The 21,801-nt window shown below is 66.8% G+C and carries 17 protein-coding genes; 9 read left to right on the plus strand and 8 right to left on the minus strand.

What is annotated here, in order from left to right:
• The first annotated feature begins 23 nt into the window (after positions 1–23).
• From prmC to ABIC32_RS07920, 3 genes are all read left to right on the plus strand, one after another.
• A complete protein-coding gene (prmC, locus tag ABIC32_RS07910; protein WP_354073693.1) occupies positions 24–935 on the plus strand; it encodes a peptide chain release factor N(5)-glutamine methyltransferase in 912 nt (303 codons plus the stop codon).
• A 345-nt stretch (positions 936–1,280) separates the two neighbouring features.
• A complete protein-coding gene (locus ABIC32_RS07915; RefSeq protein WP_354073695.1) occupies positions 1,281–1,778 on the plus strand; it encodes an ASCH domain-containing protein in 498 nt (165 codons plus the stop codon).
• Positions 1,690–3,210 carry a GNAT family N-acetyltransferase gene (locus tag ABIC32_RS07920; protein ID WP_354073697.1) on the plus strand — a complete coding sequence of 507 codons (1,521 nt, stop codon included), beginning with the start codon at positions 1,690–1,692 and terminating at the stop codon, positions 3,208–3,210. The genes ABIC32_RS07915 and ABIC32_RS07920 overlap by 89 nt, the downstream gene beginning before the upstream one ends.
• Here the strand turns inward: ABIC32_RS07920 and clpB are convergent, their stop codons facing one another.
• Positions 3,211–5,799 carry an ATP-dependent chaperone ClpB gene (gene clpB / locus ABIC32_RS07925; RefSeq protein ID WP_354073699.1) on the minus strand — a complete coding sequence of 863 codons (2,589 nt, stop codon included), beginning with the start codon at positions 5,797–5,799 and terminating at the stop codon, positions 3,211–3,213.
• A 173-nt stretch (positions 5,800–5,972) separates the two neighbouring features.
• Between clpB and ABIC32_RS07930 the strand changes: the two genes are divergently transcribed.
• A complete protein-coding gene (locus tag ABIC32_RS07930; RefSeq protein ID WP_354073701.1) occupies positions 5,973–6,614 on the plus strand; it encodes a LysE family translocator in 642 nt (213 codons plus the stop codon).
• Between the two features lie 22 nt (positions 6,615–6,636).
• Here ABIC32_RS07930 and ABIC32_RS07935 read toward each other — a convergent pair whose 3' ends face one another.
• The gene (locus ABIC32_RS07935) at positions 6,637–8,940 is read right to left on the minus strand and encodes a TonB-dependent receptor domain-containing protein (protein ID WP_354073703.1); all 2,304 of its coding nucleotides are present in this window, start codon (positions 8,938–8,940) and stop codon (positions 6,637–6,639) included.
• Positions 8,941–9,055: 115 nt separating this feature from the next.
• Here ABIC32_RS07935 and ABIC32_RS07940 point away from each other — a divergent pair, with 115 nt between their 5' ends.
• From ABIC32_RS07940 to ABIC32_RS07950, 3 genes are all read left to right on the plus strand, one after another.
• A complete protein-coding gene (locus ABIC32_RS07940) occupies positions 9,056–11,002 on the plus strand; it encodes a BCCT family transporter (protein WP_354073705.1) in 1,947 nt (648 codons plus the stop codon).
• Positions 11,003–11,048: 46 nt separating this feature from the next.
• Complete coding sequence (locus ABIC32_RS07945; protein ID WP_354073707.1) at positions 11,049–12,689, plus strand: serine hydrolase; 1,641 nt, start codon at positions 11,049–11,051, stop codon at positions 12,687–12,689.
• A gap of 89 nt (positions 12,690–12,778) precedes the next feature.
• Positions 12,779–13,243 carry a hypothetical protein gene (locus ABIC32_RS07950; RefSeq protein WP_354073709.1) on the plus strand — a complete coding sequence of 155 codons (465 nt, stop codon included), beginning with the start codon at positions 12,779–12,781 and terminating at the stop codon, positions 13,241–13,243.
• On the opposite strand, the gene ABIC32_RS07955 is transcribed toward ABIC32_RS07950, so the two are convergent.
• The 4 genes from ABIC32_RS07955 to ABIC32_RS07970 all read right to left on the minus strand — a co-directional run bounded on the left by ABIC32_RS07955 (position 13,240) and on the right by ABIC32_RS07970 (position 17,153).
• Positions 13,240–13,983, minus strand: a complete 744-nt coding sequence (locus ABIC32_RS07955) for a DUF4893 domain-containing protein (RefSeq protein WP_354073711.1) — start codon at positions 13,981–13,983, stop codon at positions 13,240–13,242. The two genes, ABIC32_RS07950 and ABIC32_RS07955, sit on opposite strands and share 4 nt — an antisense overlap.
• Positions 13,984–14,043: 60 nt before the next feature.
• Positions 14,044–14,718, minus strand: a complete 675-nt coding sequence (locus tag ABIC32_RS07960; protein ID WP_354073713.1) for a DUF4893 domain-containing protein — start codon at positions 14,716–14,718, stop codon at positions 14,044–14,046.
• Between the two features lie 39 nt (positions 14,719–14,757).
• Entirely contained in the window at positions 14,758–16,044 is a 1,287-nt protein-coding gene (locus tag ABIC32_RS07965; RefSeq protein ID WP_354073715.1) for a hybrid sensor histidine kinase/response regulator, read from the minus strand.
• Between the two features lie 83 nt (positions 16,045–16,127).
• The gene (locus tag ABIC32_RS07970; RefSeq protein WP_354073717.1) at positions 16,128–17,153 is read right to left on the minus strand and encodes a DUF4167 domain-containing protein; all 1,026 of its coding nucleotides are present in this window, start codon (positions 17,151–17,153) and stop codon (positions 16,128–16,130) included.
• Between the two features lie 353 nt (positions 17,154–17,506).
• Here ABIC32_RS07970 and ABIC32_RS07975 point away from each other — a divergent pair, with 353 nt between their 5' ends.
• Together ABIC32_RS07975 and ABIC32_RS07980 are read left to right on the plus strand one after the other, a co-directional pair.
• Positions 17,507–18,739, plus strand: a complete 1,233-nt coding sequence (locus ABIC32_RS07975) for an NAD-dependent epimerase/dehydratase family protein (RefSeq protein WP_354073719.1) — start codon at positions 17,507–17,509, stop codon at positions 18,737–18,739.
• Between the two features lie 8 nt (positions 18,740–18,747).
• Positions 18,748–19,641, plus strand: a complete 894-nt coding sequence (locus ABIC32_RS07980; RefSeq protein ID WP_199059689.1) for an SDR family oxidoreductase — start codon at positions 18,748–18,750, stop codon at positions 19,639–19,641.
• Between the two features lie 57 nt (positions 19,642–19,698).
• Here the strand turns inward: ABIC32_RS07980 and ABIC32_RS07985 are convergent, their stop codons facing one another.
• Positions 19,699–20,310, minus strand: coding sequence for a DUF1134 domain-containing protein (locus ABIC32_RS07985; protein WP_017506335.1), 612 nt, complete (start codon positions 20,308–20,310; stop codon positions 19,699–19,701).
• A 124-nt stretch (positions 20,311–20,434) separates the two neighbouring features.
• Positions 20,435–21,775 carry an APC family permease gene (locus tag ABIC32_RS07990; RefSeq protein ID WP_354073721.1) on the minus strand — a complete coding sequence of 447 codons (1,341 nt, stop codon included), beginning with the start codon at positions 21,773–21,775 and terminating at the stop codon, positions 20,435–20,437.
• Positions 21,776–21,801 lie beyond the last annotated feature (26 nt).

A 21,801-nucleotide genomic window follows, 5' to 3' on the forward strand; every position in this document is an offset into this window, starting at 1 on the left:
CCGGGCCGGGCCAATCAACGCCCATGACCGACCCCATCACGCCCAAGTCCGACACCGACGCCCCGACCCTGCTGACCGCCTGGAAGGCGGCGCAGGCCCGGCTGAAGACCGGCCGCATCGACAGCCCCGCCATCGACGCCCGCCTGCTGCTGGAGGCCGCCGCCGGCGCCAGCCGCATGGACATCCTGACCGACCCCTATCGGCCCATCACCGCCGACCAGCTGAGCGCCTATGAGGCCATGGTCGAGCGTCGGCTGAAGCGCGAGCCCGTCTCGCGCATCGTCGGCAAGAAGGGCTTCTGGAAGATCATGCTGAACGTCACCCCCGACGTCCTCAGCCCCCGCCCCGATACCGAGACCCTGATGGACGTCTCCATGCTGGCCTTCGCCAGGAACGAGGCCTTCGACGCCATCGACCTGGGCACCGGCTCGGGCGCGATCCTGCTGGCGCTTCTGGCCGAGCGGCCGGCCGCGCGCGGGGTCGGCACCGACATCTCGTCCGAAGCCCTGGCGGTGGCCAAGGAGAACGCCGCCAACCTGGACCTGAACGAGCGCGCGACCTTCCTGCGCACCGAATGGGCCGCGGGCTTCGGCGACGCCAGCTTCGACCTGGTGCTGTCCAACCCGCCCTATATCCCGACCGACCACATCGCGACCCTGGATCCGGAGGTTCGCGACCACGACCCGCACCTGGCCCTGGACGGCGGGCCGGACGGCTTGCAGGCCTATCGCGACCTGGCGCCCGAGGTGAAGCGCATCCTGAAGCCGCTGGGCGTCTTCGCCGTCGAGATCGGCTTCGATCAAGGCCCGCAGGTCAAGGCGCTGTTCGAGGCCGCCGGCTTCACCGACGTCAAGATCATCAAGGACTTGGGCGAACGCGACCGCGTCGTCACAAACGGCCCGGACCCGCGCACCAATCCGATCCCGCAGGACTGACCGAGATCAGACGGTCGGCGGACAAAAACACCGTCTAATTCGTCTAATTCGTCTGAATTGTCCCTCCCCGGCCGTGCGATGCGTCCCCTGCGGACGAACCGACACAGGATCGCACGGTTTGGAGGCATGGGCAGGAGGATGACGCTGGCGGGCGGCAGGGCGTTGAAATCGTTCGCGATATGCGTCGCAGATGCGCGGGCTGGCGGCTTTCTTTAGGACTGCTGCGAGCGTTTACGCGTTCACGTCCGAGATTGACGCAGAGTGTCGTCATGCTCAACATTGACGTGATTAATGGCACCTTAGGATTGTCACGTCACTTTGCTGCCAGAAGACGGAAAGCGCTGTATGGCCTACATATTCAGCATCAAGCCAGAATACTGCGCTCAGATTTTCGATGGACTGAAAACGGTCGAACTTCGCCGCCGAGTTTCGCCCCGGATTTCTGTGGGTTCGTTGATGCTGGTTTACGAAACCATGCCTACGAAAGCCATAACTGGCGTGGCAGTCATCACCTCGGTTAACGCCATGCCATTGCATTCCCTCTGGAGCGTGGCGGAACGCGAAGGCGGCATCTTACGGGATGCGTTCTTCTCATATTTCGACGGGCTAGAGGACGGCTTCGCGATCAGCATAAGGTCTGCAACAAAGTTTCCAGTCCCAGTGCCTCTAAGCGCCATGATGGAAAAATATGAGTTGCAAGCGCCACAATCTTACAGAGAGATACCCGATCACGTAACGGCGGCGCTTCTTCGGCATGGCCAAATTTCTGCTGGACACCAACATTCTGATCCCAGTGGAGGATGCAAGAGCCACACCGGATTCCTACGCCTCGCTGCTGCGTGATCTACAAGCAAAAGGTCACACCTCACACATTCATGAGGCTACCTTAGCTGACATCAAGCGCGATCCGGACGTTTCGCGCAGATCAATTTCACTATCCAAGGCCGCAAAGTATCCGCATGTGAAGAATAGCTGGCGAGACGCAGCTGCCTTAACGAAAGACTTCGGAGAAATACGTAACGACAACGATCTGTCTGACGCCCACATTCTCAGTGCGCTCTATGATGGTATCGTGGACGCCCTGATAACTGAGGACCAAGGGCTTCACACGAGGGCCCACCGCCGAGGTCTCGGACAAAAGGTTCTGACAGTTCGTCAGGCGCTAGATTTTATCAACGGCACATACGCGCGCATCGACTATGTGCTCAAATCGGTATCTAGAAAATTCTGCTACGAACTTAAGCCTAGCGACCCAATTTTTGGATCTTTGATTGAAGACTATCCGCCTTTCGCCGCTTGGATGGAAAAGTGCCGAAAGAATGATCGTGAGTGTTGGGTTGTTGAGGACGATAGCTCGATAGCTGCTTTAGTCATATTCAAGGATGAAGCCAGCGACGAAACACCGGAGGGCGTGGTTGGAGAGCGCGTTCTCAAACTCTGCACATTCAAAGTTTCGGAGCGCTATCGCGGCGGTCGGCTAGGAGAGCAGTTACTCAGACAGGCGATGTGCTTCGCTTATGATGGCGGATATCACACGACATATTTGACCGTGTTTCCAAAGCAGATTGCTCTGCGCGAATTGATCCAATCGTTCGGTTTTCGAAATGTCTCTGAGCAAAGTAACGGCGAGCTTGTTTATGCCAAGCACTGGGATCGGACGCAAAAATTAGATGCTTCCGACGCTGTCCGAGTACGTCGAAACTATCCCGCTTGGCCGTCAATCTTCCACAACGGGCTGATCGTCCCTGTGCGACCCGGCTACCATGATCGCCTTTTCCCAGAGGCAGCATCACGTTTGGCCGATATGCCGGGAGATCTTTTCGCATCTGCTTGGTCACAGGGAACGCCGGAACGCTCCAGCCCGTCCAACAGCATTAGAAAAGTCTATCTAGGCTATACGCCAACCAGCGAAGTCGCACCGGGGACCCTCATCGCGTTTTACAGATCCAGCGACAACGAAACGGGCGTCAAAAGCGCGATCGCTGCCGTGGGAATAGCCGAGCGATACGACCACATAGCAGACTACGAGCAGGCAGTTACTATCGTTGCTAAAAGATCAGTCTACACAAACGAGGAGCTAGAAAGCCTCGTACGAAAGCCGGGACTAAAGGCACTCACTTTTTTATTTTACGGATACCTGAAAGAACCTCTCCAGCGGAAGGACGTCGAGGGCCGAGGATTGCTCGACGGCCCTCCGCAGTCTTTCGTTGGAGTCTCGGGAAATCGCCTCAAGCTGCTCGAGCAAATCGTCCGAGGCAATCTAGAGGCGGCTTAGTCAATGCACCCGCATCTTCCCGATCTCCAGCCCGCCCTCGCCGGCGGTGACGGCGATCACGCCGCCGTCCTCGATCTCGCCGGCCAGGAGTTTGCGGGCGATCGGGTCGACAAGATCCTTCTGGATGACGCGTTTCAGCGGCCGCGCGCCATAGGCGGGGTCGTAGCCGCGGTCGGCGAGCCAGGCCAGGGCGCTGTCGTCCAGGTCCAGGGTCAGGCGGCGGTCGGCGAGCAGCTTCTCGAAGCGTGACAGCTGGATGCGGACGATGCCGCCCATCTGGTCGCGTCCCAGGCGGTGGAACAGGATGATCTCGTCGATCCGGTTCAGGAACTCGGGCCGGAAGTGGGCGCGCACGGCGTCCATGACGAACGGGCGCACGGCCTCGACATCGTCGCCCTCGCCCTGATCGGCCAGATACTGGCTGCCCAGGTTGGAGGTCATGATGATCAGGGTGTTGCGGAAGTCGATGGTGCGGCCCTGGCCGTCCGTCAGGCGGCCGTCGTCCAGCACTTGCAACAGCACGTTGAAGACGTCGGGGTGGGCCTTTTCGACCTCGTCGAACAGGACCACCTGATAGGGGCGACGACGCACGGCCTCGGTCAGGGCGCCGCCCTCGTCATAGCCGACATAGCCGGGAGGGGCGCCGATCAGACGGGAGACGCTGTGTTTCTCCATATATTCCGACATGTCCAGGCGGGTGATGGCCGCCTCGTCGTCGAACAGGAAGTCGGCCAGCGCCTTGGTCAGTTCGGTCTTGCCTACGCCGGTCGGGCCCAGGAACAGGAAGCTGCCCAGCGGACGGTTCGGGTCGTTCAGCCCGGCGCGAGCGCGGCGCACGGCGTCGGAGACGGCGGCCAGCGCCTCGTCCTGACCGACGACGCGACCGCCGAGCGCGGTCTCCATCTGGAGCAGTTTCTCGCGTTCGCCCTCCAGCATCTTGTCGACGGGCACGCCGGTCCAGCGGCTGACGACGGCGGCGATCTGTTCGGCGTCGACGACCTCGGGCGTCAGGGGGCCCTTTCCGGAGGTCTCATTGGCCTCGGCTTCTTCGAGCTGCTTTTCGATCTGGGGGATCTGGCCGTAGGCGATCTCGGACGCCCGGCCCAAGTCGCCGGCGCGCTGGGCGTTGGCGAGTTCCAGGCGCAGGCGGTCCAGGGTTTCACGCAGCTGGGCGCCCTGGCCCACCTTGTCCTTTTCGGCCTTCCACTGTGTGGTCAGGTCGTCGGACTGGCCTTCCAGATCGGCGATCTCGTCCTCCAGCTTTTCCAGACGGTGTTGGGAGGCCTGGTCGGTTTCCTTCTTCAGGGCCTCGCGTTCGATCTTGAGCTGGACCAGGCGGCGGTCGATCTCGTCCAGGGCCTCGGGCTTGGAGTCCACGGCCATGCGCACGCGGCTGGCGGCCTCGTCGATCAGGTCGATGGCCTTGTCCGGCAGGAAGCGGTCGGTGATGTAGCGGTTCGACAAAGTGGCTGCGGCCACAATCGCGCTGTCGGAAATGCGCACGCCGTGGTGGACCTCGTACTTCTCCTTCAGGCCGCGCAGGATGGAGACGGTGTCCTCCACCGTCGGTTCGGCGACGAAGACCGGCTGGAAGCGGCGGGCCAGGGCGGCGTCCTTTTCGACGTGTTTGCGGTATTCATCCAGGGTCGTGGCGCCGACGCAGTGCAGCTCGCCGCGCGCCAGAGCCGGCTTCAGCAGGTTGGACGCGTCCATGGCGCCGTCGCCCTTTCCGGCGCCGACCAGGGTGTGCATCTCGTCGATGAACAGGATGATGCCCCCCTCGGCCGCAGAGACCTCGGACAGGACGGCTTTCAGACGCTCCTCGAACTCGCCGCGATACTTCGCGCCGGCGATCAGGCTGCCCATGTCCAAGGCCATGACGGTCTTGTCGCGCAGGGATTCGGGCACGTCGCCGTTGACGATGCGCAGGGCCAGGCCCTCGACTATGGCGGTCTTGCCGACGCCGGGTTCGCCGATCAGGACGGGATTGTTCTTGGTGCGGCGGGCCAGGACCTGGATGGTGCGGCGGATCTCTTCGTCGCGACCGATGACCGGGTCGATCTTGCCGTCGCGGGCGGCCAGGGTCAGGTCGCGGGCGTAGCGTTTCAGCGCGTCATAGCCGTCTTCGGCGCCGGCGCTGTCGGCGGTCTTGCCCTTGCGCACCTCGGCGATGGCGGTCTCCAGCTTGTCGGCCGTGACGCCCGAAGCCTTCAGCACCTCGGCGGCGACTCCGCCTTCCCTGGCCAGCGCGGCCAGCAGCCTTTCGGTGGTGACGAAGGCGTCGCCGGCGGTCTTGGACGCCTCCTCGGCGGCGGCGAAGACGCGCGCGGTGTCGCCATCCAGATAGAGCTGGCCCGAGCCGCCGGTGACCTGGGCGCGCTTCTTCAGCGCGGTTTCGACATCGGCCTCGGCGCGGCGGGCGTCGCCGCCGGCGGCTGTGATCAGATTGCGGGCCAGGCCGTCGCGTTCCTCCAGCAGCACCTTGAGCAGATGCTCGGGCGCGAACTGCTGGTGACGGCGGGCCAGGGCGAGCGACTGGGCCGACTGGACGGCCTGTTTGGCGCGGTCGGAATAGAGTTCGAGATTCATGGTTTCAGTCCCCTCGGGAGGCGGATGGATTTCAGCGCGCCCTCTGCGGAGCAGCGCGCCGTTGAGATCGAGGTGGGTGTGACGATCGGGTCACACAAGGGGTCAGCTAGGCGGCTTTCGGGGCTGTCCGTTTCGCCGCCGCGCGCCTAGGCTCTGGCGAACAGGAGCGCCTCGTGATCGCCCATTCCGCCTGGCCCGTCGATCCGGCCGTCGTCGGCCCCTTCCTGATCGCCGTGGCGCTGATCGAGCTGACGCCGGGGCCGAACATGGGCTGGCTGGCGCTGGTCGCCTTGGCGCGGGGACGGCTGGCCGGTTTCGCGGCTGTGGCGGGCGTGACCCTGGGGCTGGCGGTGTGGATGCTGGCGGCCGCCTATGGGCTGACGGAGGTCTTTTCCGTCTGGCCGCCGCTGTATCAGGGCCTGCGTTGGGCGGGCGTGTTGTTTCTGCTGTGGCTGGCGTGGGAGGCCTGGCGCGCGCCAACGATCGAGGCGGCGACCACACCGGACGCGCGCTCGCTGCGCGGCCTGTTCGTGCGCGGCCTGATGGGCAATCTGCTGAATCCCAAGGCCGCGGTCTTCTATGTGGCGCTGCTGCCGACCTTCATGCGGCCCGACCACGGCGCGCCGCTGAAGCAGGCCCTGACGCTGGGGAGCCTGCATCTGGCGGTCGCCGTCCTGGTGCACAGTTTGATCGTGATCGGCGGCGCGGGCGCGGCGCGGCTGGCGCCCCGGATGCAGGGTCGCGCCCTGCGCGCGGTGATGGCCGGCGGCCTGGTCGTGGTCGCCGCCTGGCTGGCCTGGGAGACGCGGACCTGAGCCCGCGTCCCCCGTCAGGTCGTCAGCCCCCGGTCGGGCCGGTCGAGAAGTCGAACTGTTCCGGCTGGCGGCGCGGACCGCCGAAGTTCCAGGTCAGGCCGATGTAGAAGGCCCGCAGCTTGATGTCCTGCTCCGAGCGTTCGCGGAACTGCGGCGTCTCGTAGATGGTCGTGGTGTTGAAGGTGTTGAACAGATCGCGTGCAGTGAAGTTGAACGACAGCTGCTCGCTGAGCTTCCTGCGATAGCCCAGATTGACCATGCCGCCGGCCTCGCGCCGGCCCTGCGCCAACAGGCTGTCGCCCTGCCAGAAGCTGGAGACCTGGACGAAGTCCTTGGCCGTCGGCTGCCAGTTCAGGCTGAGACGGCCGCTGGCCAATGTGGCCTCGCGGTCGCCGCCGCCGACGACGGCGCCCGAGTCGATCTCCTGACGGAAGACGTTGACGCTGGCGCTGTAGCGCAGGGTCGGATGCAGGCGCCCGTTCGCCGTCGCCTCCACGCCCAGGTCGCGACGCGAGCCCAGGTTTTCCGGACGGGTCAGGAAGACGCCGCCGCCGATGTCGGACGCCACGTCGGTGAAGGCCTTGTCGGTGTTCCGCAGATAGGCGGTGGCCTGATAGAAGCTCTGGCCCTTTCGCATCTGCCACATGGCCTCGAAGCTGTCGGTCTCCTGCGGCTCCAGATCCGGATTGCCCGAGCGGACGTTCAGCGGGTCCTGATAGACGACGAAGGGGTTCAGCTGGCTGGGCTGGGGCCGCTGGATGCGGCGCGAATAGCTGGCGCGCAGGGTCTGTTCGGGCGTCAGCTGATACTGGACGTGGGCGGTCGGATAGGCGCGGAAATAATCCTGGGACGCCGAGGCGCCGCCGGTCAGATCCTTGATCTCGATGTCCGCCTGCTCAAGCCGTAGACCCAGTTGGGCCGACAGCTTCTCGCCCAGCGGCCGCTCATAGGTGGTGTAGAGGGCATGCACCGTCTGGGTGGCTTCGAAGCGGTTGTTCAGGGCCGGTACCGGCGCCAAGGCCGCCTGCGAGGGACCGCGCAGGAACTCGGCGTCCTGCTCGGGCCGCTGGGCGTTCAGCTCATAGCCCAGGCGCAGCTTGCCGCCGTCGGCCATCGGGCGGGTGTAGGCGCTGGTGAAGCCCCAGGTGACCTGATCGACCTCCGTGTTGGTCCGCTCATATAGAGCCCCGCCCGCCGGGGTCAGGAAGGTGGTCAGGGTCTGACTGGTGGTGTCGTTGGCGTTGGAATCGTAGCGCAGCTCGTTGGACCATTCATGACCGTCGCCGTCGAAGCGACGCAGCACGCGCGCCGTGGCGCCCCAGTTGTTGAAGTTGAAGTCGGAATCGCCGACCCGGCGATAGGCGCTGGTCACCGCGCCGGCGGCGTTGCGGGTTTCATACAAGCCGTCGCCCGAACCCGTGCCGTCGAAGGCCACGCCGCGCAGTTCGCCAGTCAGCTGGGTCTTGTCGTCCAGCTTGTATTCGGCGGTGAAGCGGGCGAAGGCGCCGTTCTGCTCGGACTCGACCGGCTGTTCGACGGTCGTGGTCGAAACCACCGCGCCGGTGACCGGATCCAGCTGTTCGCGGACGCGGTTGAAGGTGAGTTCGGTCGGATCGGAGCGATAGCTGGCGTCGCCCGACAGGGTCAGGCGATCCTTCTGGTACGAACCGCTGAGGCCCGCGTTCCAGCGGCCGTTGTCGCCGACGTTGACGCGCAGCGAGCCGGTCGTCTGGGTCCCCGGCTTGGGCGCCGTGGGCTTGGTGATCAGGTTGATGACCCCGCCCGAACCCTCGGGACTGTAGGCGGCGGACGGATTGGTCATGACCTCGATGCGGGCGTACTGGCTGGCCGGCAACTGGATCAGGGCCTGGCCGCGACCGGGGCCGGTCAGGATGCCGGACGGGCGGCCGTCGACCAGGATGGTGACATTGGCGTCGCCGCGAAGCGACACATTGCCCTCCGGGTCCACGTCCACCGACGGCACGTTGCGGAGCGCGTCGGCCAGACTGCCGGTCGTCGCCTGAAGGTCGTTGGCCAGGCTGTAGCTGACCGAGTCGATCGAGGTGCGCACGTCATTGGCGCGGGCGTTGACGACCACGTCGCCGACGCTGGCGGGCTGCTGTTGCTGGGCCGGTTCGGCCGTCTGAGTGCGCGGTGCGGGCGTCTGGGCCGTCGTCGCCGGGGTCTGGGCGGCCGGCGGGCTCGTCGTCGCCGGCGGCGGGGTCTGAGATGGGGTTTGGGACGCATTCTGGGATTGAGCCAGAGCGGCGCCGGGCAGGGCGACGGCGGCCGCACCCAGCATGAGAACGAGTTTGGAAGAGGTCATGCCCCGGCGATCCTGAAAGAGTGCGCGGGCGTCTGTTTGCGCCCGTCGATAAACCTGACTATCGACGTTACTTTGAATCGCAAAGTTACATCTTCTTCATCGAGACGGCGCGCTTGTGGCCAAGCTGGGAACCCTCAGCTTCGCCATACGCTTTGACCCGATGCTGACCACGAAGATGAACCCCCGCGTGTTTTGGGGCGCGAGCGCCATCATCGCGCTGTTGCTGCTTGTCGCCATCGTCGCGCCGGGCGAGTCCGACCGCCTGTTCCAGAATGTTCAGGCGTGGGTGATCGACACCTTTGGCTGGCTCTATATCGCCTCGGTCGCCGCCTTCGTGGGACTGGTGCTGGTGCTGGCGATCGGCCCCACGGGCGCGCTGAAGCTGGGGCCGGACGACGCCGAGCCGGACTTTCCGTATCTGTCCTGGCTGGCCATGCTGTTCGCCGCCGGCATGGGGATCGGCCTGATGTATTTCGGCGTCGCCGAGCCGATCCAGCACTATATCAACCCGCCCGAAGGCGCCGGCCGCACCTTCGACGCCGCGCGTCAGGCCATGGGCATCACCTTCTTCCACTATGGGGCGCACGCCTGGGCGATCTATGCGTTGGTGGGCCTCAGCCTGGCCTTCTTCGCCCACCGCAAGGGTCTGCCGCTGACGCTGAGGTCGGGCCTGTCGCCCCTGCTGGGCAAGCGCGTCAACGGGCCCATCGGCGATGCGGTCGACATCTTCGCCATCTGGGGCACCGCCTTCGGCATCGCCACCTCTCTGGGTTTCGGCGTGTCGCAGATGAACAGCGGCCTGACCTATCTGCTGGGCATTCCCAACACCGCCTGGGTTCAGGTCGGGCTAATCGTCGTGGTCATGGCGGCGGCGACCGCCTCGGTCATGAGCGGGGTCGGCAAGGGGGTGCGCCGTCTGTCGGAGCTGAATCTGGTGCTGGCGGTGCTGCTGATGCTGTTCGTGTTGGTGGTCGGGCCGACCGGCTTCCTGTTCAAGGCCCTGGTCCAGAACTTCGGCTTCTATCTCAGCCATTTCGTCGAGCGGACCTTCACCCTCTACGCCTATGAGCCGCGCGCCTGGATGGCGGACTGGACCCTGTTCTACTGGGCCTGGTGGATCGCCTGGTCGCCGTTCGTGGGGATGTTCATCGCCCGGATCTCGCGCGGGCGAACGGTGCGGGAGTTCCTGCTGAACGTGCTGCTGGTGCCGGCCGGCTTCACCTTCCTGTGGATGACCGTCTTCGGCAATACGGCGATCAGCCTGGACATGGGCCAGGCGGCGGGCGCGATTTCCAACGCCGTCTCGGCCGACCTGTCGACCGCCCTGTTCTACTTCCTGGAGCAACTGCCGGGCGCGGCCTTCACCTCGGGTCTGGCCATCCTCCTGGTGGCGGTCTTCTTCGTCACCTCGGCCGATTCGGGGGCCCTGGTGATCGACACCATCGCCTCTGGCGGCGCTGACGACACGCCGCGCTGGCAGCGGGTCTATTGGTGCCTGCTGCTGGGCCTGATCGCCGCGACCCTGCTGCTGGCGGGCGGGCTGGGCGCGCTGCAGGCTGCGACCTTAGCCGCCGCCCTGCCCTTCGTGCTGATCATGATCCTGCTATCGATCGGCCTGGTGCGCCAAATGAACGCCGACGTCGCCGGCCGCAGCCTCGAGACCGAAGGCGCGCCCCTGGCGCAGCAGCTGAAACGCATCCTGGCCCCGGCCAGCCGCAGCGATATCAACGATGAGATCGAGCGCCACGGCCTGCCTGCGCTGGAAACGGTTCACACGGCCATGGAAGCCGAGGCGGCGGACTCCGAGATCGGGCGCGACGACGGCGTCGCCTGGCTGACGGTCAAACAGGGCGAACGCACCTTCATCTATCGCCTGGGCGCCCGCTCGCGTCCCCGTCCCGCCGTGACCCAGCGCGAGACGCGCGAAGGCCGACGTCTGCTGGAATGGCGACTGACCGCTCAGACCGGCCAAGGCGAACGTCCCCACGACATCACCGGCTTCACCCGCGACCAAATCGTCGCCGACGTGCTGGAAAAGCTTCAACGCTGGCGACTGGCCTAGACGACGAAGGGGCGCTAGCGTCCGGCGGTCTTCGCTGGAGTTCGCCATGTCCCTTCGTCTGTCGCGCCGCACCCTGTTCGCTTCCGGAGGCGCGGCGGCGCTGGCGGCGGGGCCCGTGTTCGCCCAGAGCGCGCCGGCGAACGACGATGCGTCGCTGGCGACGGCGGTGGACGCCTATGTGGCCAAGTGCATGGCGGCCTGGCCGGATCAGCCGGCGCTGGGCGTCGCAGTGGTCAAGGACGGGGCGACCGTTCTGGCGCGCGGTTATGGGGTCAAGGTTCAGGGCAAGCCGGCGCGGGCCGATGAGCACACCCTGTTCGCCATCGCCTCCAACACCAAGAACGTCACCGCCGCCGCCCTGGCCATCCTGGTCGACGAGGGCAAGGTGAAGTGGGACGCGCCGGTTCGGACCTATCTGCCTGGCTTCACCCTGTCCGATCCCTATATCGGCGAGCACATCACGGTGCGCGATACGCTGAGTCACCGGGCCGGGTTCGGCCTGGGCGCCGGCGACCTTCTGTTCTGGCCCAACAGCGACCGCAACCGCGCCGAGGTGCTGGCCCAAGCCGCCTTTGTGCCGATCGAGGACGGATTCCGGGCGCGCTATCACTATTGCAACCTGATGTTCGTGGTCGCGGGCGCAGTGCTGGAGGCCGTGTCTGGGATGAGCTGGGAGGCCTTCATCCAGACGCGCATCCTGGACAAGGTTGGGATGACCGAGACCGTGCCGCTGGCGCGTCTGGCGGATGCGTCCAAGTCCGCCCTGCCCCACGGCCGGGTCGGGCCGCCGCTGCGCTATCAAGGCGCGATGACGCCGATCGCCAAGTCCATCGTCGAGGTGTGGAACTGGGACTCCGCTGCAGCGGCGGGGGGCATCTGCACCACCCCGACCGACTGGGCCAAATGGATCGCCGTGCGGCTGAACGACGGCAAGCTGCCCGACGGGACGCGGCTCTATTCCGAAGATGCGGCGCGCGAGATGTATCGCCCCAACATCATCGTCGGCTCGTCGGCCGGACCGACGGCGGAACTGCCCAACCGATCCATCGCCTCGACCTATGCGATGGGGCTGCAAGTTCAGGACTATCGCGGCGAGCGGATCGCCAGCCACGGCGGCGGCTCGCCCGGCGGCATTTCCGCCACGGTGCTGATCCCCGGCCGCAAGACCGGCTTCAGCGTCTTCTCCAACGCCGAGGAGAGCTTCCTGCTGCGCGCCTTGCGGTCCGGCATCACGGACATCTGCATGGGCAAGGTCGATGTGGACTGGATCTCAGACTCCAAGAAGCTGGAAGCCGAGGGCAATGCGAAATCCATCGCCGCCGCCGCCGAAATCGACGCCAAACAGGCGGCCGGCGCGCCCCCGTCCATGCCGCTGGAATCCTACGCCGGGACCTGGCGCGATCCGTGGTACGGCGACATCGTCATTGCGCCCAAGACCGAGGGACGCGGCCGCAACCGCAAGAGCGGCCTGTGGCTGAGCTTCACCCACACGCCCGCCCTGCAAGGCTGGTTGGAGCCGTACGACGGCGAGACCTTCCGCACCCGTTTCCCGGACAAGCGCGAGGAGGACGCCTTCGTCACCTTCTCGATCCTGACGGCCAAACCGGCGACGGCGACGGTGAAGGGGGTCAGCCCCGACATCGACTTCAGCTATGATTATCAGGACCTGAGACTGACGCGCGTGTGACCTCGGACGACCCTGTGACCCAGGGTCGCAAACCGGAACGGCCCTGGCGTCCTGACGCTGTCTTCCCATCAATGGAAAGGGAGACCGTCATGACCAAGACCCCAAACCCGCGCGCGCTGGATCGCGACGAGGCGGATATGGTCGAACAGACGAAGGCGTTGGCCGAGCGTTCCCCGGCGGAGCTGCGCGACCTGATCGGGCGGCTCCGCGCGCGGCGCGACCGGGTGCAGCGTCAGATCCGAGGACGCGTTCGTGCGGGAGAGAGCGGCCCAGATGCGGGCGCGCGCGAGAAAAAAGCGCTGCTGACGGACGCCATCGCTCGCGTCGCCGATGAGATGGACGGTCGCAAATCGGGTCGGAAGGCTACGACGGCGACCGATAATCTGCGCGATGCCGTTCGTCGCAAGGCCGAAAGCCCGAGCTGGACCGGGCCGGAGGATCGCACCGCCGATCTGGGGCCCACCGAAACGCCGAACACCAAGATCGCTCCGTCAGGCGCGCTTCACGCCGAAGGCATGCGCGCCGCGATCGCCCGCTCGACCGGCGCGCGCTAGCCGGTGATCTCCAGCAGCTCCAGCTTGGCTTCCTGCTTGGGCCACGGCAGGACCAGGCGCCAGCGGTTCTGGCCTATGCGTTCGATGACGCCGACCTGATCCCGTTCGGCCTTGTCGCCATAGGCGGGAAAGGTCTTTTCGTCGGCGCCCCAGGCCTGGGCGCCGACATAGACGGCGCGGCGGTCAGTGTCGGGATAGATCAGGCCGCGCGTGCGCTGCGATCCCGTCGTCTTAGTCAGGACCAGATCGCCGCCCGGCGTCAGCTCGACCGAACAGGCGAACCAGGGATATTCGACATAGGCCAGTCCCTGACCCTCGACACGGCGGCCCATCTTTATGGTGCGGCAGCGATAGGTTCCGGATCCCGGCTGGATGCGGCCCGTCTGGGCGGCGTTCGGGTCGGCGAGCGGCCCCAGAGCCTCCACCTGACGCGAGAAGCCGCCGTCCTCCGCCTCGGCGCGGGCCATGCGCCAGGCCTGATCCAGCCGGCCAAGCAGGCTGGCGTCGGCGGCCTTGGCGACCTGACGCCAGGAGTCGGTTCCGCCCTGCATGCCCTCGGCAGGCGCGGCTTGGGTGTCCGGCGTCGCCGCCGCTTCCGGCGCGGCCTGGGCCGGCACGCCGGGTGCGGGCGTGGTCACGGCGGGCGATGTCTCGGCCGGGCTGGCTGGACTGTTGTCGCCACAGGCCGCCAGGGCCGTGGTGGTCATCAGGGCCAGAACGGCCAGAGGGGTGCGGCGCATCAGCGTCTCCATCGGTTGCCCTGACCGAACGTGACAGGGCGCCCGAGGTTCAGCCGAACCTTAGCTGCGCGGCGCCGGGACCAGCTCGATCAGGTCCAGATTGGATTCGGTGTTGGGCCACGGCAGGACCAGCCGCCAGCGCGCCTCGCCGATGCGTTGCAGGATGGCGACCAGATCGCGGTCGGGGTTGCGGCCATAGGTGTTGGCGGCCGGCTCCTGCGCCAGGGCCAGCGAGCCGAGCATCACCATATGGCGGTCGTCTTCGGGAAAGAGCAGGCCTGAGGGGCGCTGCGAGCCGGTTAGCTTGGAGAACTTCAGGCCTTTCGGCGTCTGTTCGATGCGGCAGGCGAACCAGCCGTAGACGACATAGCCCAGCCCGTCATCACCGCCTTGGGTGCCCAGTTTGACGGTGCGGCAGCGATAGTCGCCGGGCAGGGGCGCGACGCCGGGCCGGTCGGCCTTGGGGTCTATCAGATCGCCCAGGCTGTTCAAGTCGCCGGAGCCGCGCTGACGCTTGGCCTGTTGCAGAGCCAGGGTCCAGGCGGCGTCGACGCGGCGATAGCGATCTCGGTCGCCGGTGGTGATGACGCCGCGCCAGTCCATCAGCGCGCCCGATGCGCCGGACGGCGGCGGGGGCGGCGGCGGCGGGGTCGAAGCGCAGGCGGCGACGGCGCACAGGACGGCCAGCGGCGCCAGACGACGCGTCAGCGAGCGGAACGGGACGAAACGGGACATTGACGCTTCCCTTGAGGCGACCAGGCGAACTTAAGCCTCTTAGGCCCTCTCGCGACCGTCGGCGTCAACCTCCGGGCCGCCCAGGGCCGTATTCAGCGCCGCAGCCAGGGCCGCCAGATCCAGCGGCTTGGCCAGCCAGGCGTCGAAGCCGGCGGCGCGGCCGCGCGCCCGGTCCGGCGCCGAGACGGCCGCCGTCAGCGCCAGGACCGGCACGTGGCGCGTCAGGGGGTCGACGTCCAGTCGCGCCTTGACCTCATAGCCGTCCATGTCCGGCAGGCCGATGTCGAGCAGGATGATATCGGGTCTGAGCGCACGCGCCAGATCCAGCCCCTCCGGTCCCGTCGTCGCGGCGTGCAGCGTCAGGCCCAGTCCGCTCGCCGCCTGGCGCATCAGGGCGATGTTGGCGGGATTGTCCTCGATATAGAGCACCACCGCCTGACGCGATGACGCCAGACCCGGCGCGTGGGCTGCCGGCAAACTCAGCGAAAAGATCGTGCCCGCACCGGGGTCGCGCGCCATGGTCAGGGCGCCGCCCATCCGCTCGGTCAGCCGCTGGACCGAGGCGACGCCGAGGGCGGTGCCGCCTCTCGCGTCGTGACCATCCAACGGGCGGAACGGTCGGTCGTCGCCCGCACCGACGGGGATCATGCCGGCGTCATGGATGGCGATGACGATCCGGTCCTCGGCGCGCGACATCTCCATGCGCACCGTGCCTCCGCCGGGTGAATGGCGCAGGGCGTTCTCGACCAATCGGCGCAGGATTCGGCGGATCTGGCCCGGATCGGCCATGACGCACAGGCCGTGGGCGGGCGGCGGACAGGCCAGCGTCACCCCCGCCTCTCGCGCCTGCGCCTCCAGCCCATCGCAGACCTGGCGCAGCGCCAGACGCAGATCGACGCGGTGCAGCGAAGGCGAACCGCCGCCGTCACCGCCGGTCATGAAGGCTTCGGTTTCCTCGATCAGGGCCAGCAGGACGCCGGCCGCGGCCTCGATCTGACGTAAGGACTGTGCTTGGCGCGCGGTCAGGGGATTGGCCGGGTCGTCGGCGCGCAGCAACTGGGCGAAGCCCATGATCGTGGTCAGGGGACTACGCAGTTCGCGCCCGAGGGCCTGCATGATCTCGCCCCGCGTCCGAAGCTCGGCGGTCAGGCGGTCGACCTCGCCCTCGGCCGTCGTCAGGGCGCGGCGCAGGCCTTGGGTCTGCTGGGCGATGCGGGCTTCGAGCCGGGCGTTCTCTCGACGCAAGCCCTCGGTGACCCCGAGCGCTTGAAGCCAGAGCCAGATCCCGGCGCAGGTTCCCGCCAGCGCCAGGGACAAGACAAGCAAGACAAAATCCATGACGCCCCTCCGACGCGCCATATTGACGCGTCGGAGTTGCATTCAGGTAAACGTACCCGCTTGGGTTGTTATCAATCTTCGCTGGCTGCGGCGGCTTCGGGTTTGCGACGCGGCGCACGGCGACGCGGGGCCGCCTCGCCTTCGGCTTGCTCCGCCGGGGCCGACGACACCGGCGCACGGGTCAAGAAGCCCGGCAGGGCGGTCGGGGCGTCGCCCTCGTCAGCCGCAACAGCGGCGGCGGTGCGGCGCGGACGGCGTGCGGGACGTTCGTCTGCGGCCGGCGCCTCGACGCTCGGCGTTTCAGGGACAGGGGCATTGACCGGCGTCTCGACGACGGACGCTTCGCTGACGGCTTCGGCGCGGTCGGCCTCGGCGTAGGAAGGGGCGGCGCCCTCAGCGCCGTCTTGGGCGCCGTCCTGATTGTCGAAGCGGCGATTGCGTTCCTCGCGGCGACGCTCCCAGCGTTCGCGGCGGCTTTCGCGACGACCGCCGCCCTCGCCCTCGGCGCGGACCTCGTCGCCTTCGCGCGGCTCGCGGGGTTCGCGCGGCTGCTGGCTGTCGCGGTTCTGGTCACGGTCACGATCACGATTCTGATCGCGATCGCGGTCGCGGTCGCGGTTGTCACGGTCCCGGTCGCGATTGTAGTCGCGGTCGCGGTTCTGATCGCGGTTCTGGTTCTGCTCGGCGCGCTCGGCGGCCTCAGCGGCCTGGCGGTCGGCGGCCTGCTGGGCGGCGACGAAGGCGGCAGCCTGGGCACCGGATTCGTCCTCGAAGTCGATGTCGAAGCCCTGGTTGGACTGTTCGCGCGCGGCGATGTCCGAGAAGGACCGCTGCGGCTGGAGCGCGCGCAGGACGCGGTAATAGTGTTCAGCGTGTTGCTGATAGTTTTCGGCCAGCACCCGGTCGCCGCTGGAGGCCGCATCGCGGGCCAGCTGCTGATAGCGCTCGTACACCGTCTGGGCGTTGCCCCGGACCTTGATGTTCTCGGGGCCTTGTGAATCCCACGAACGATTCGGATTGGCGTTGTTGGCGTTATTGGCGCCCGCCTTGTTCCGATTGCGTCCGCGCTGACGCTTCATGCCCTTGAAATCTCTCATTCGCGCTACCGTGTGCAGGGGCGGACCAAAGCCTGAAGGCCGGTTCCGTCCGTTTCGTGGTTCCGTCTCGCTCGGGGCCGATCCCCGATTGTCGAACTGTCGGAATGCCTTGTCGCCCGCATGGTGCGCCGGTCCTTTCGGGACCGACCGTCATGGCCGGCTCAAGCCGCGAACAGCCGGGTATGCGCCCGTAAAGCTGCGATTGAGTGGGAGACGGCAGAGACTTAACCCGAGTGCGCGGCCTTTCCAAGCGATATTCGTCAATGCGTCGCACCGAACCCTGCACAGCGCCGCTTTGCCAAGCGCGACGGCTGGGCTAGGCATGACCTTTGAGACGACGACGAGGCTATCCCATGCGCGTGCTGGTTCTGGGCGGCGACGGTTTTTGCGGCTGGCCCACGGCCCTGCATCTGTCGGCCGAAGGGTGGGACGTGACCATCATCGACAACCTGAGCCGCCGGAATATCGACAACGAGCTGGAGGTCCAGTCCCTGACGCCGATCCGCACCATGGGCGAGCGGATCAAGGCGTGGAAAGAAGTCTCCGGCCGCGACGTCGGCTTCGTCAACATGACGGTGGGCAAGGAATTCGACCGACTGGTCGCCCTGATCCGCGACTTCGCCCCCGACAGCGTGGTGCATTTCGCCGAGCAGCGGGCGGCCCCCTATTCGATGAAGTCGGCGCGGCACAAGCTGTACACCGTCGACAACAACATCAACGCCACCAACCACCTGCTGGCCGCCATCGTCGAAAGCGGCCTGGACGTCCATCTGGCGCACCTGGGGACGATGGGGGTCTATGGTTACGGCACGGCGGGCCTGCGCATCCCCGAGGGCTATCTGAAGGTGACGGTGGATACCGACAACGGCCCCGCCGAGCAGGAAATCCTGTTCCCGCCCAATCCGGGCAGCATCTATCACATGACCAAGACGCAGGACGCCCTGCTGTTCCAGTTCTATGCCCGTAACGACAACCTGCGCATCACCGACCTGCACCAGGGCATCGTCTGGGGCACCCAGACCGAACAGACCAAACAGGACGAACGACTGATCAACCGCTTCGACTATGATGGCGATTACGGCACGGTGCTGAACCGCTTTCTGATGCAGGCGGCGGTCGGCTATCCGCTGACCGTGCATGGATCGGGCGGCCAGACGCGGGCCTTCATCCATATTCAGGACACGGTGCGCTGCGTCGAACTGGCGCTGAAGAACCCGCCCAAACGCGGCGAGCGGGTCAAGATCCTGAACCAGATGACCGAGAGCCGCCGCGTGCGCGATCTGGCGGCCATGATCGCCGACAAGACCGGCGCCGAAATCCACAATGTCGCCAATCCGCGTCAGGAAGCCGACGAGAACGATCTGGTCGTCGCCAACGACCAGTTCCGGGATCTAGGGTTGAAGCCGATCACCCTGGCGCAAGGCCTGATGGACGAGGTCACGGACATCGCCCGCCGCTATGCCGACCGCGCCGATCTGGGTCGGGTGCCGTGCGTCTCCGCCTGGAACCAACGCAGGGCGGAGGCGCTGGAAAATGAGGCGCGACCGGCAGTTGACGCGCCACCTTCCCAAGTTCTGACGGCCTGAGTTTCGTAATGCCTATCGCCTCCCCTCCCCTCGATCTGCTGGTCTTCGGCGGCGGCTATCTGGGACGGGCGGTGGCGCTGGAGGCCCTACGGCGCGGCGGACAGGCGACCGCGACCTCGCGCGATCCCGAGCGGCGTCGCGCCTTGGCGGCCGACGGGATCATGGCCGTCGATCCGGGCGATACAGCCGCCCTGAAGACGGCGCTGGAGGCGGCGACGGCCGTGCTGATCACCGCCGCGCCGGATGCGCAGGGTTGTCCCGGTCTGCGGGCCCTGGGGCCTCTGGCGGGCGACGCGTGGCCCGACTGGATCGGTTATGTCTCCTCCACCTCCGTCTATGGCGACCGGGCCGGCGGATGGGTGTTCGAGGACGGGCCGCTGAACGCCGCCAATCTGGAGGGCGCACGCCGCGTCCGGGCCGAACGCGATTGGCTGGATGGGGCGCAGGGGATGGGGCTGACGGTCCAGATCTTCCGCCTGCCCGGTTTCTACGGGCCGGGGCGCAGCGTGGTCGAGCGGCTGAAGGAAGGCACGGCGAAGCTGGTCAGAAAGCCCGGCCAGGTCTTCAACCGCATCCATGTAGATGACATCGTCTCGGGCCTGTTCGCGTCGATGGCGCAGCCGCGACCGGGCGCCGCCTATAATCTGACTGACGACGAACCGTCGCCCGCCGATGTGGTGATGGAATGGGCGGCGGATCGGATGGGCCTGCCCCGCCCGCCAGAGGTGGACTGGACCGACGACAGCGTCAGCGAGGCGATGCGTCGCTTCTATCTGGATTCCAAGCGCGTCTCGAACGCCCTGGCCAAGGCCGAGCTGGGCTGGCGGCCCGCCTATCCCAGCTGGCGCGAAGGGCTGGCGACGCTGATGGACGCGCCGCCGCCGCTGCGATTGGTGAGCTAACCCGCGAAACGGCCACGCGCTCAAGGCGCGAGCGACCGAGTCGCGAGCTTAGCGCGCTTAGAAGGGCAGCAGATTGCGTTGGCGGCTGTAGCTCATGGTGCCGACGTTGGCGCCCAGGCGCAGGCCGACGCCAGTGCGGATGGGGGCCAGGACGATGCCGTCGGCGCGCTGATAGTTCACGCCCAGGCCCGCGACCAGATAGGCCGAGCCCTCGATGCCGGGATAGCGGCGATAGATCATGTCGGGGTGGTACAGGCCATAGACCAGGGTGAAGACGCGGCTTGCGTTGCCGCCCCAGTCCCACCCCACCGACGCGCCCTGCCAGAATACTTCCTGGGAGGCCGACAGGTCCTTCATGTGCAGGGCGCCGCGGCCGTAGCGGGCGCCGACAACAACGGCGCCGGAGCCTTCCTCGCCCGCGATATAGGCGGTCGGGCGGTCGCCCTGGTCGGCGAAGACGCGCTCGATCGCGCCGCCCACGACCTCGGCCGCGATGCCCAGCTCGCGCGAGCCGGCCGAAACCAGTTCATCGAAGCTGTAGGCCTGGGCCGTCTGGTCCGAGCGGATCGGATAGTTGGGATCGCGCGGCGGCGCCGAGGCGCAGGCGCCCAGCGACGAGGCGCCGGCGGCGGTGGCGAGGCCCGAAAGGATCAGTTGGCGGCGATGCATGGAGGGCGCTCCGAAAGGCGACGAGAGGACGGCCGGCTGGCGCGCCGGTCTTGGCCTCACCGTCCCCGACCTTTGCGGCAGCCTTGCGGCTTCAAGGTTAACGGGGTCTTACCGGGCGCGCCGATCAGGCCGCAGCGCGCTTTCGCCGGACCAGCAGCCAGGCAAGGCCGATCAGGACCGCCAGCATTCCGAAGGCCTTTCCAGCCGTCAAAGGATCCTCGACCACGAAGATCACGAACAGGGTCGTATTGATCGTCAGGGCGATGATCGCCGGCAGGGGATAGAGCGGCATTTTCCAAGGCCGTTCCAGATTTGGCTCGCGCACCCTCAGGACGATGACGGCCGCATTCACCAGGACGCTCATCAGCGCCAGCAGCGACGTCGAAAAGGTCAGCAAGGTCTCATAGACCCCGATGGTGGCCAGTAGCCCGCCGGCCAGCACGGTCGCGATCAGGGCCAGACGCGGCGTGCCGTTGGCGGCGACCCGGGTCAGGGCCGAGATCTGATACTCGCGCGCCATGGCGAACAGGACGCGCGGGAACACCATGACCATCGCATTGATGATCGTCACCAGCGACACAAGCGAAATGGCCGTGACGATGGGGCCCGCGACATCGCCGAACACCCGACCGGCCGCATCCGCCGCGACGAGGTTCGACCCGGCCATCTCGGCCGGCGTCAGGACGTTCAGATAGGCCAGGTTGGCCAGCACATAGATCACCGTCACCACGGCGATGCCCGAGAAGGTCGCCCGCGCGATGGTCCGGCCCGGATCGACGACCTCTTCGCAGAAGTAGGAGGCGCTGTTCCAGCCGTAATAGGTGCCAGAGATCGCCCGCAGGGCCATGACGATGCCGCCGAAGGTCAGGGCCGCCGCCGTCGCCGGCGCGATCTCGGTCGCGACGGGCGCGCCACGCGGCGCCAGAAACAGGCCGATGATCAGCACGGTGAACAGGGCCGCCTTGACCGCGCTGCCGATCTCCTGCGACCGACCACCGACCTTGGTGCCCAGCCATTGCACGCTGCCCACCACGACCACGATCAACAGGGCGAGGACGCCGATGGGCATGCTGGTCGCGACGCCCAACCGATGCAGATATTCGCCGAAGACCACGGCGATGAAGGCGATGCCGCCCATATTGCCCAGCCAGTCGCAGACGCCGACGGCGAGGCCGGTCAACGACCCGAAGGCGCGCCGGGCGAAGATATAGGGGCCGCCCGTCTTGCGGATCGAGGCGGCCAGTTCGACGGTCGACATGGCGTCGATCCAGGCGACCAGACCGGCGACGCACCACAGCGCGATGATGATCGTGGGGTTCTGAACCCCCTCGGCGACCACGCCGGGGGTACGCAGTATGCCCTGACCGATGACGCCGCCGACCACGACGGCGACGCCGAACGTCACGCCCAGGACGCGCAGCAGATGGCCGCGATCCGGTTGGGCCGCCTGAGGTTCCGTCGTCATCGCCTATGTCCCCCGCGCCGCCCGAA

It is taken from the genome of Brevundimonas sp. 1080, from assembly GCF_040545985.1.
GTDB lineage: Bacteria > Pseudomonadota > Alphaproteobacteria > Caulobacterales > Caulobacteraceae > Brevundimonas.

Coding starts and splice junctions, on each gene's coding strand:
- ABIC32_RS07960 (WP_354073713.1), bottom strand. CDS start 14,718: ATGTCCCGTTTCGTCCCGTTCCGCTCGCTGACGCGTCGTCTGGCGCCG.
- ABIC32_RS07915 (WP_354073695.1), top strand. CDS start 1,281: ATGGCCTACATATTCAGCATCAAGCCAGAATACTGCGCTCAGATTTTC.
- ABIC32_RS07970 (WP_354073717.1), bottom strand. CDS start 17,153: ATGAGAGATTTCAAGGGCATGAAGCGTCAGCGCGGACGCAATCGGAAC.
- clpB (WP_354073699.1), bottom strand. CDS start 5,799: ATGAATCTCGAACTCTATTCCGACCGCGCCAAACAGGCCGTCCAGTCG.
- ABIC32_RS07980 (WP_199059689.1), top strand. CDS start 18,748: ATGCCTATCGCCTCCCCTCCCCTCGATCTGCTGGTCTTCGGCGGCGGC.
- ABIC32_RS07955 (WP_354073711.1), bottom strand. CDS start 13,983: ATGCGCCGCACCCCTCTGGCCGTTCTGGCCCTGATGACCACCACGGCC.
- ABIC32_RS07985 (WP_017506335.1), bottom strand. CDS start 20,310: ATGCATCGCCGCCAACTGATCCTTTCGGGCCTCGCCACCGCCGCCGGC.
- ABIC32_RS07935 (WP_354073703.1), bottom strand. CDS start 8,940: ATGACCTCTTCCAAACTCGTTCTCATGCTGGGTGCGGCCGCCGTCGCC.
- prmC (WP_354073693.1), top strand. CDS start 24: ATGACCGACCCCATCACGCCCAAGTCCGACACCGACGCCCCGACCCTG.
- ABIC32_RS07950 (WP_354073709.1), top strand. CDS start 12,779: ATGACCAAGACCCCAAACCCGCGCGCGCTGGATCGCGACGAGGCGGAT.
- ABIC32_RS07945 (WP_354073707.1), top strand. CDS start 11,049: ATGTCCCTTCGTCTGTCGCGCCGCACCCTGTTCGCTTCCGGAGGCGCG.
- ABIC32_RS07920 (WP_354073697.1), top strand. CDS start 1,690: ATGGCCAAATTTCTGCTGGACACCAACATTCTGATCCCAGTGGAGGAT.
- ABIC32_RS07975 (WP_354073719.1), top strand. CDS start 17,507: ATGCGCGTGCTGGTTCTGGGCGGCGACGGTTTTTGCGGCTGGCCCACG.
- ABIC32_RS07990 (WP_354073721.1), bottom strand. CDS start 21,775: ATGACGACGGAACCTCAGGCGGCCCAACCGGATCGCGGCCATCTGCTG.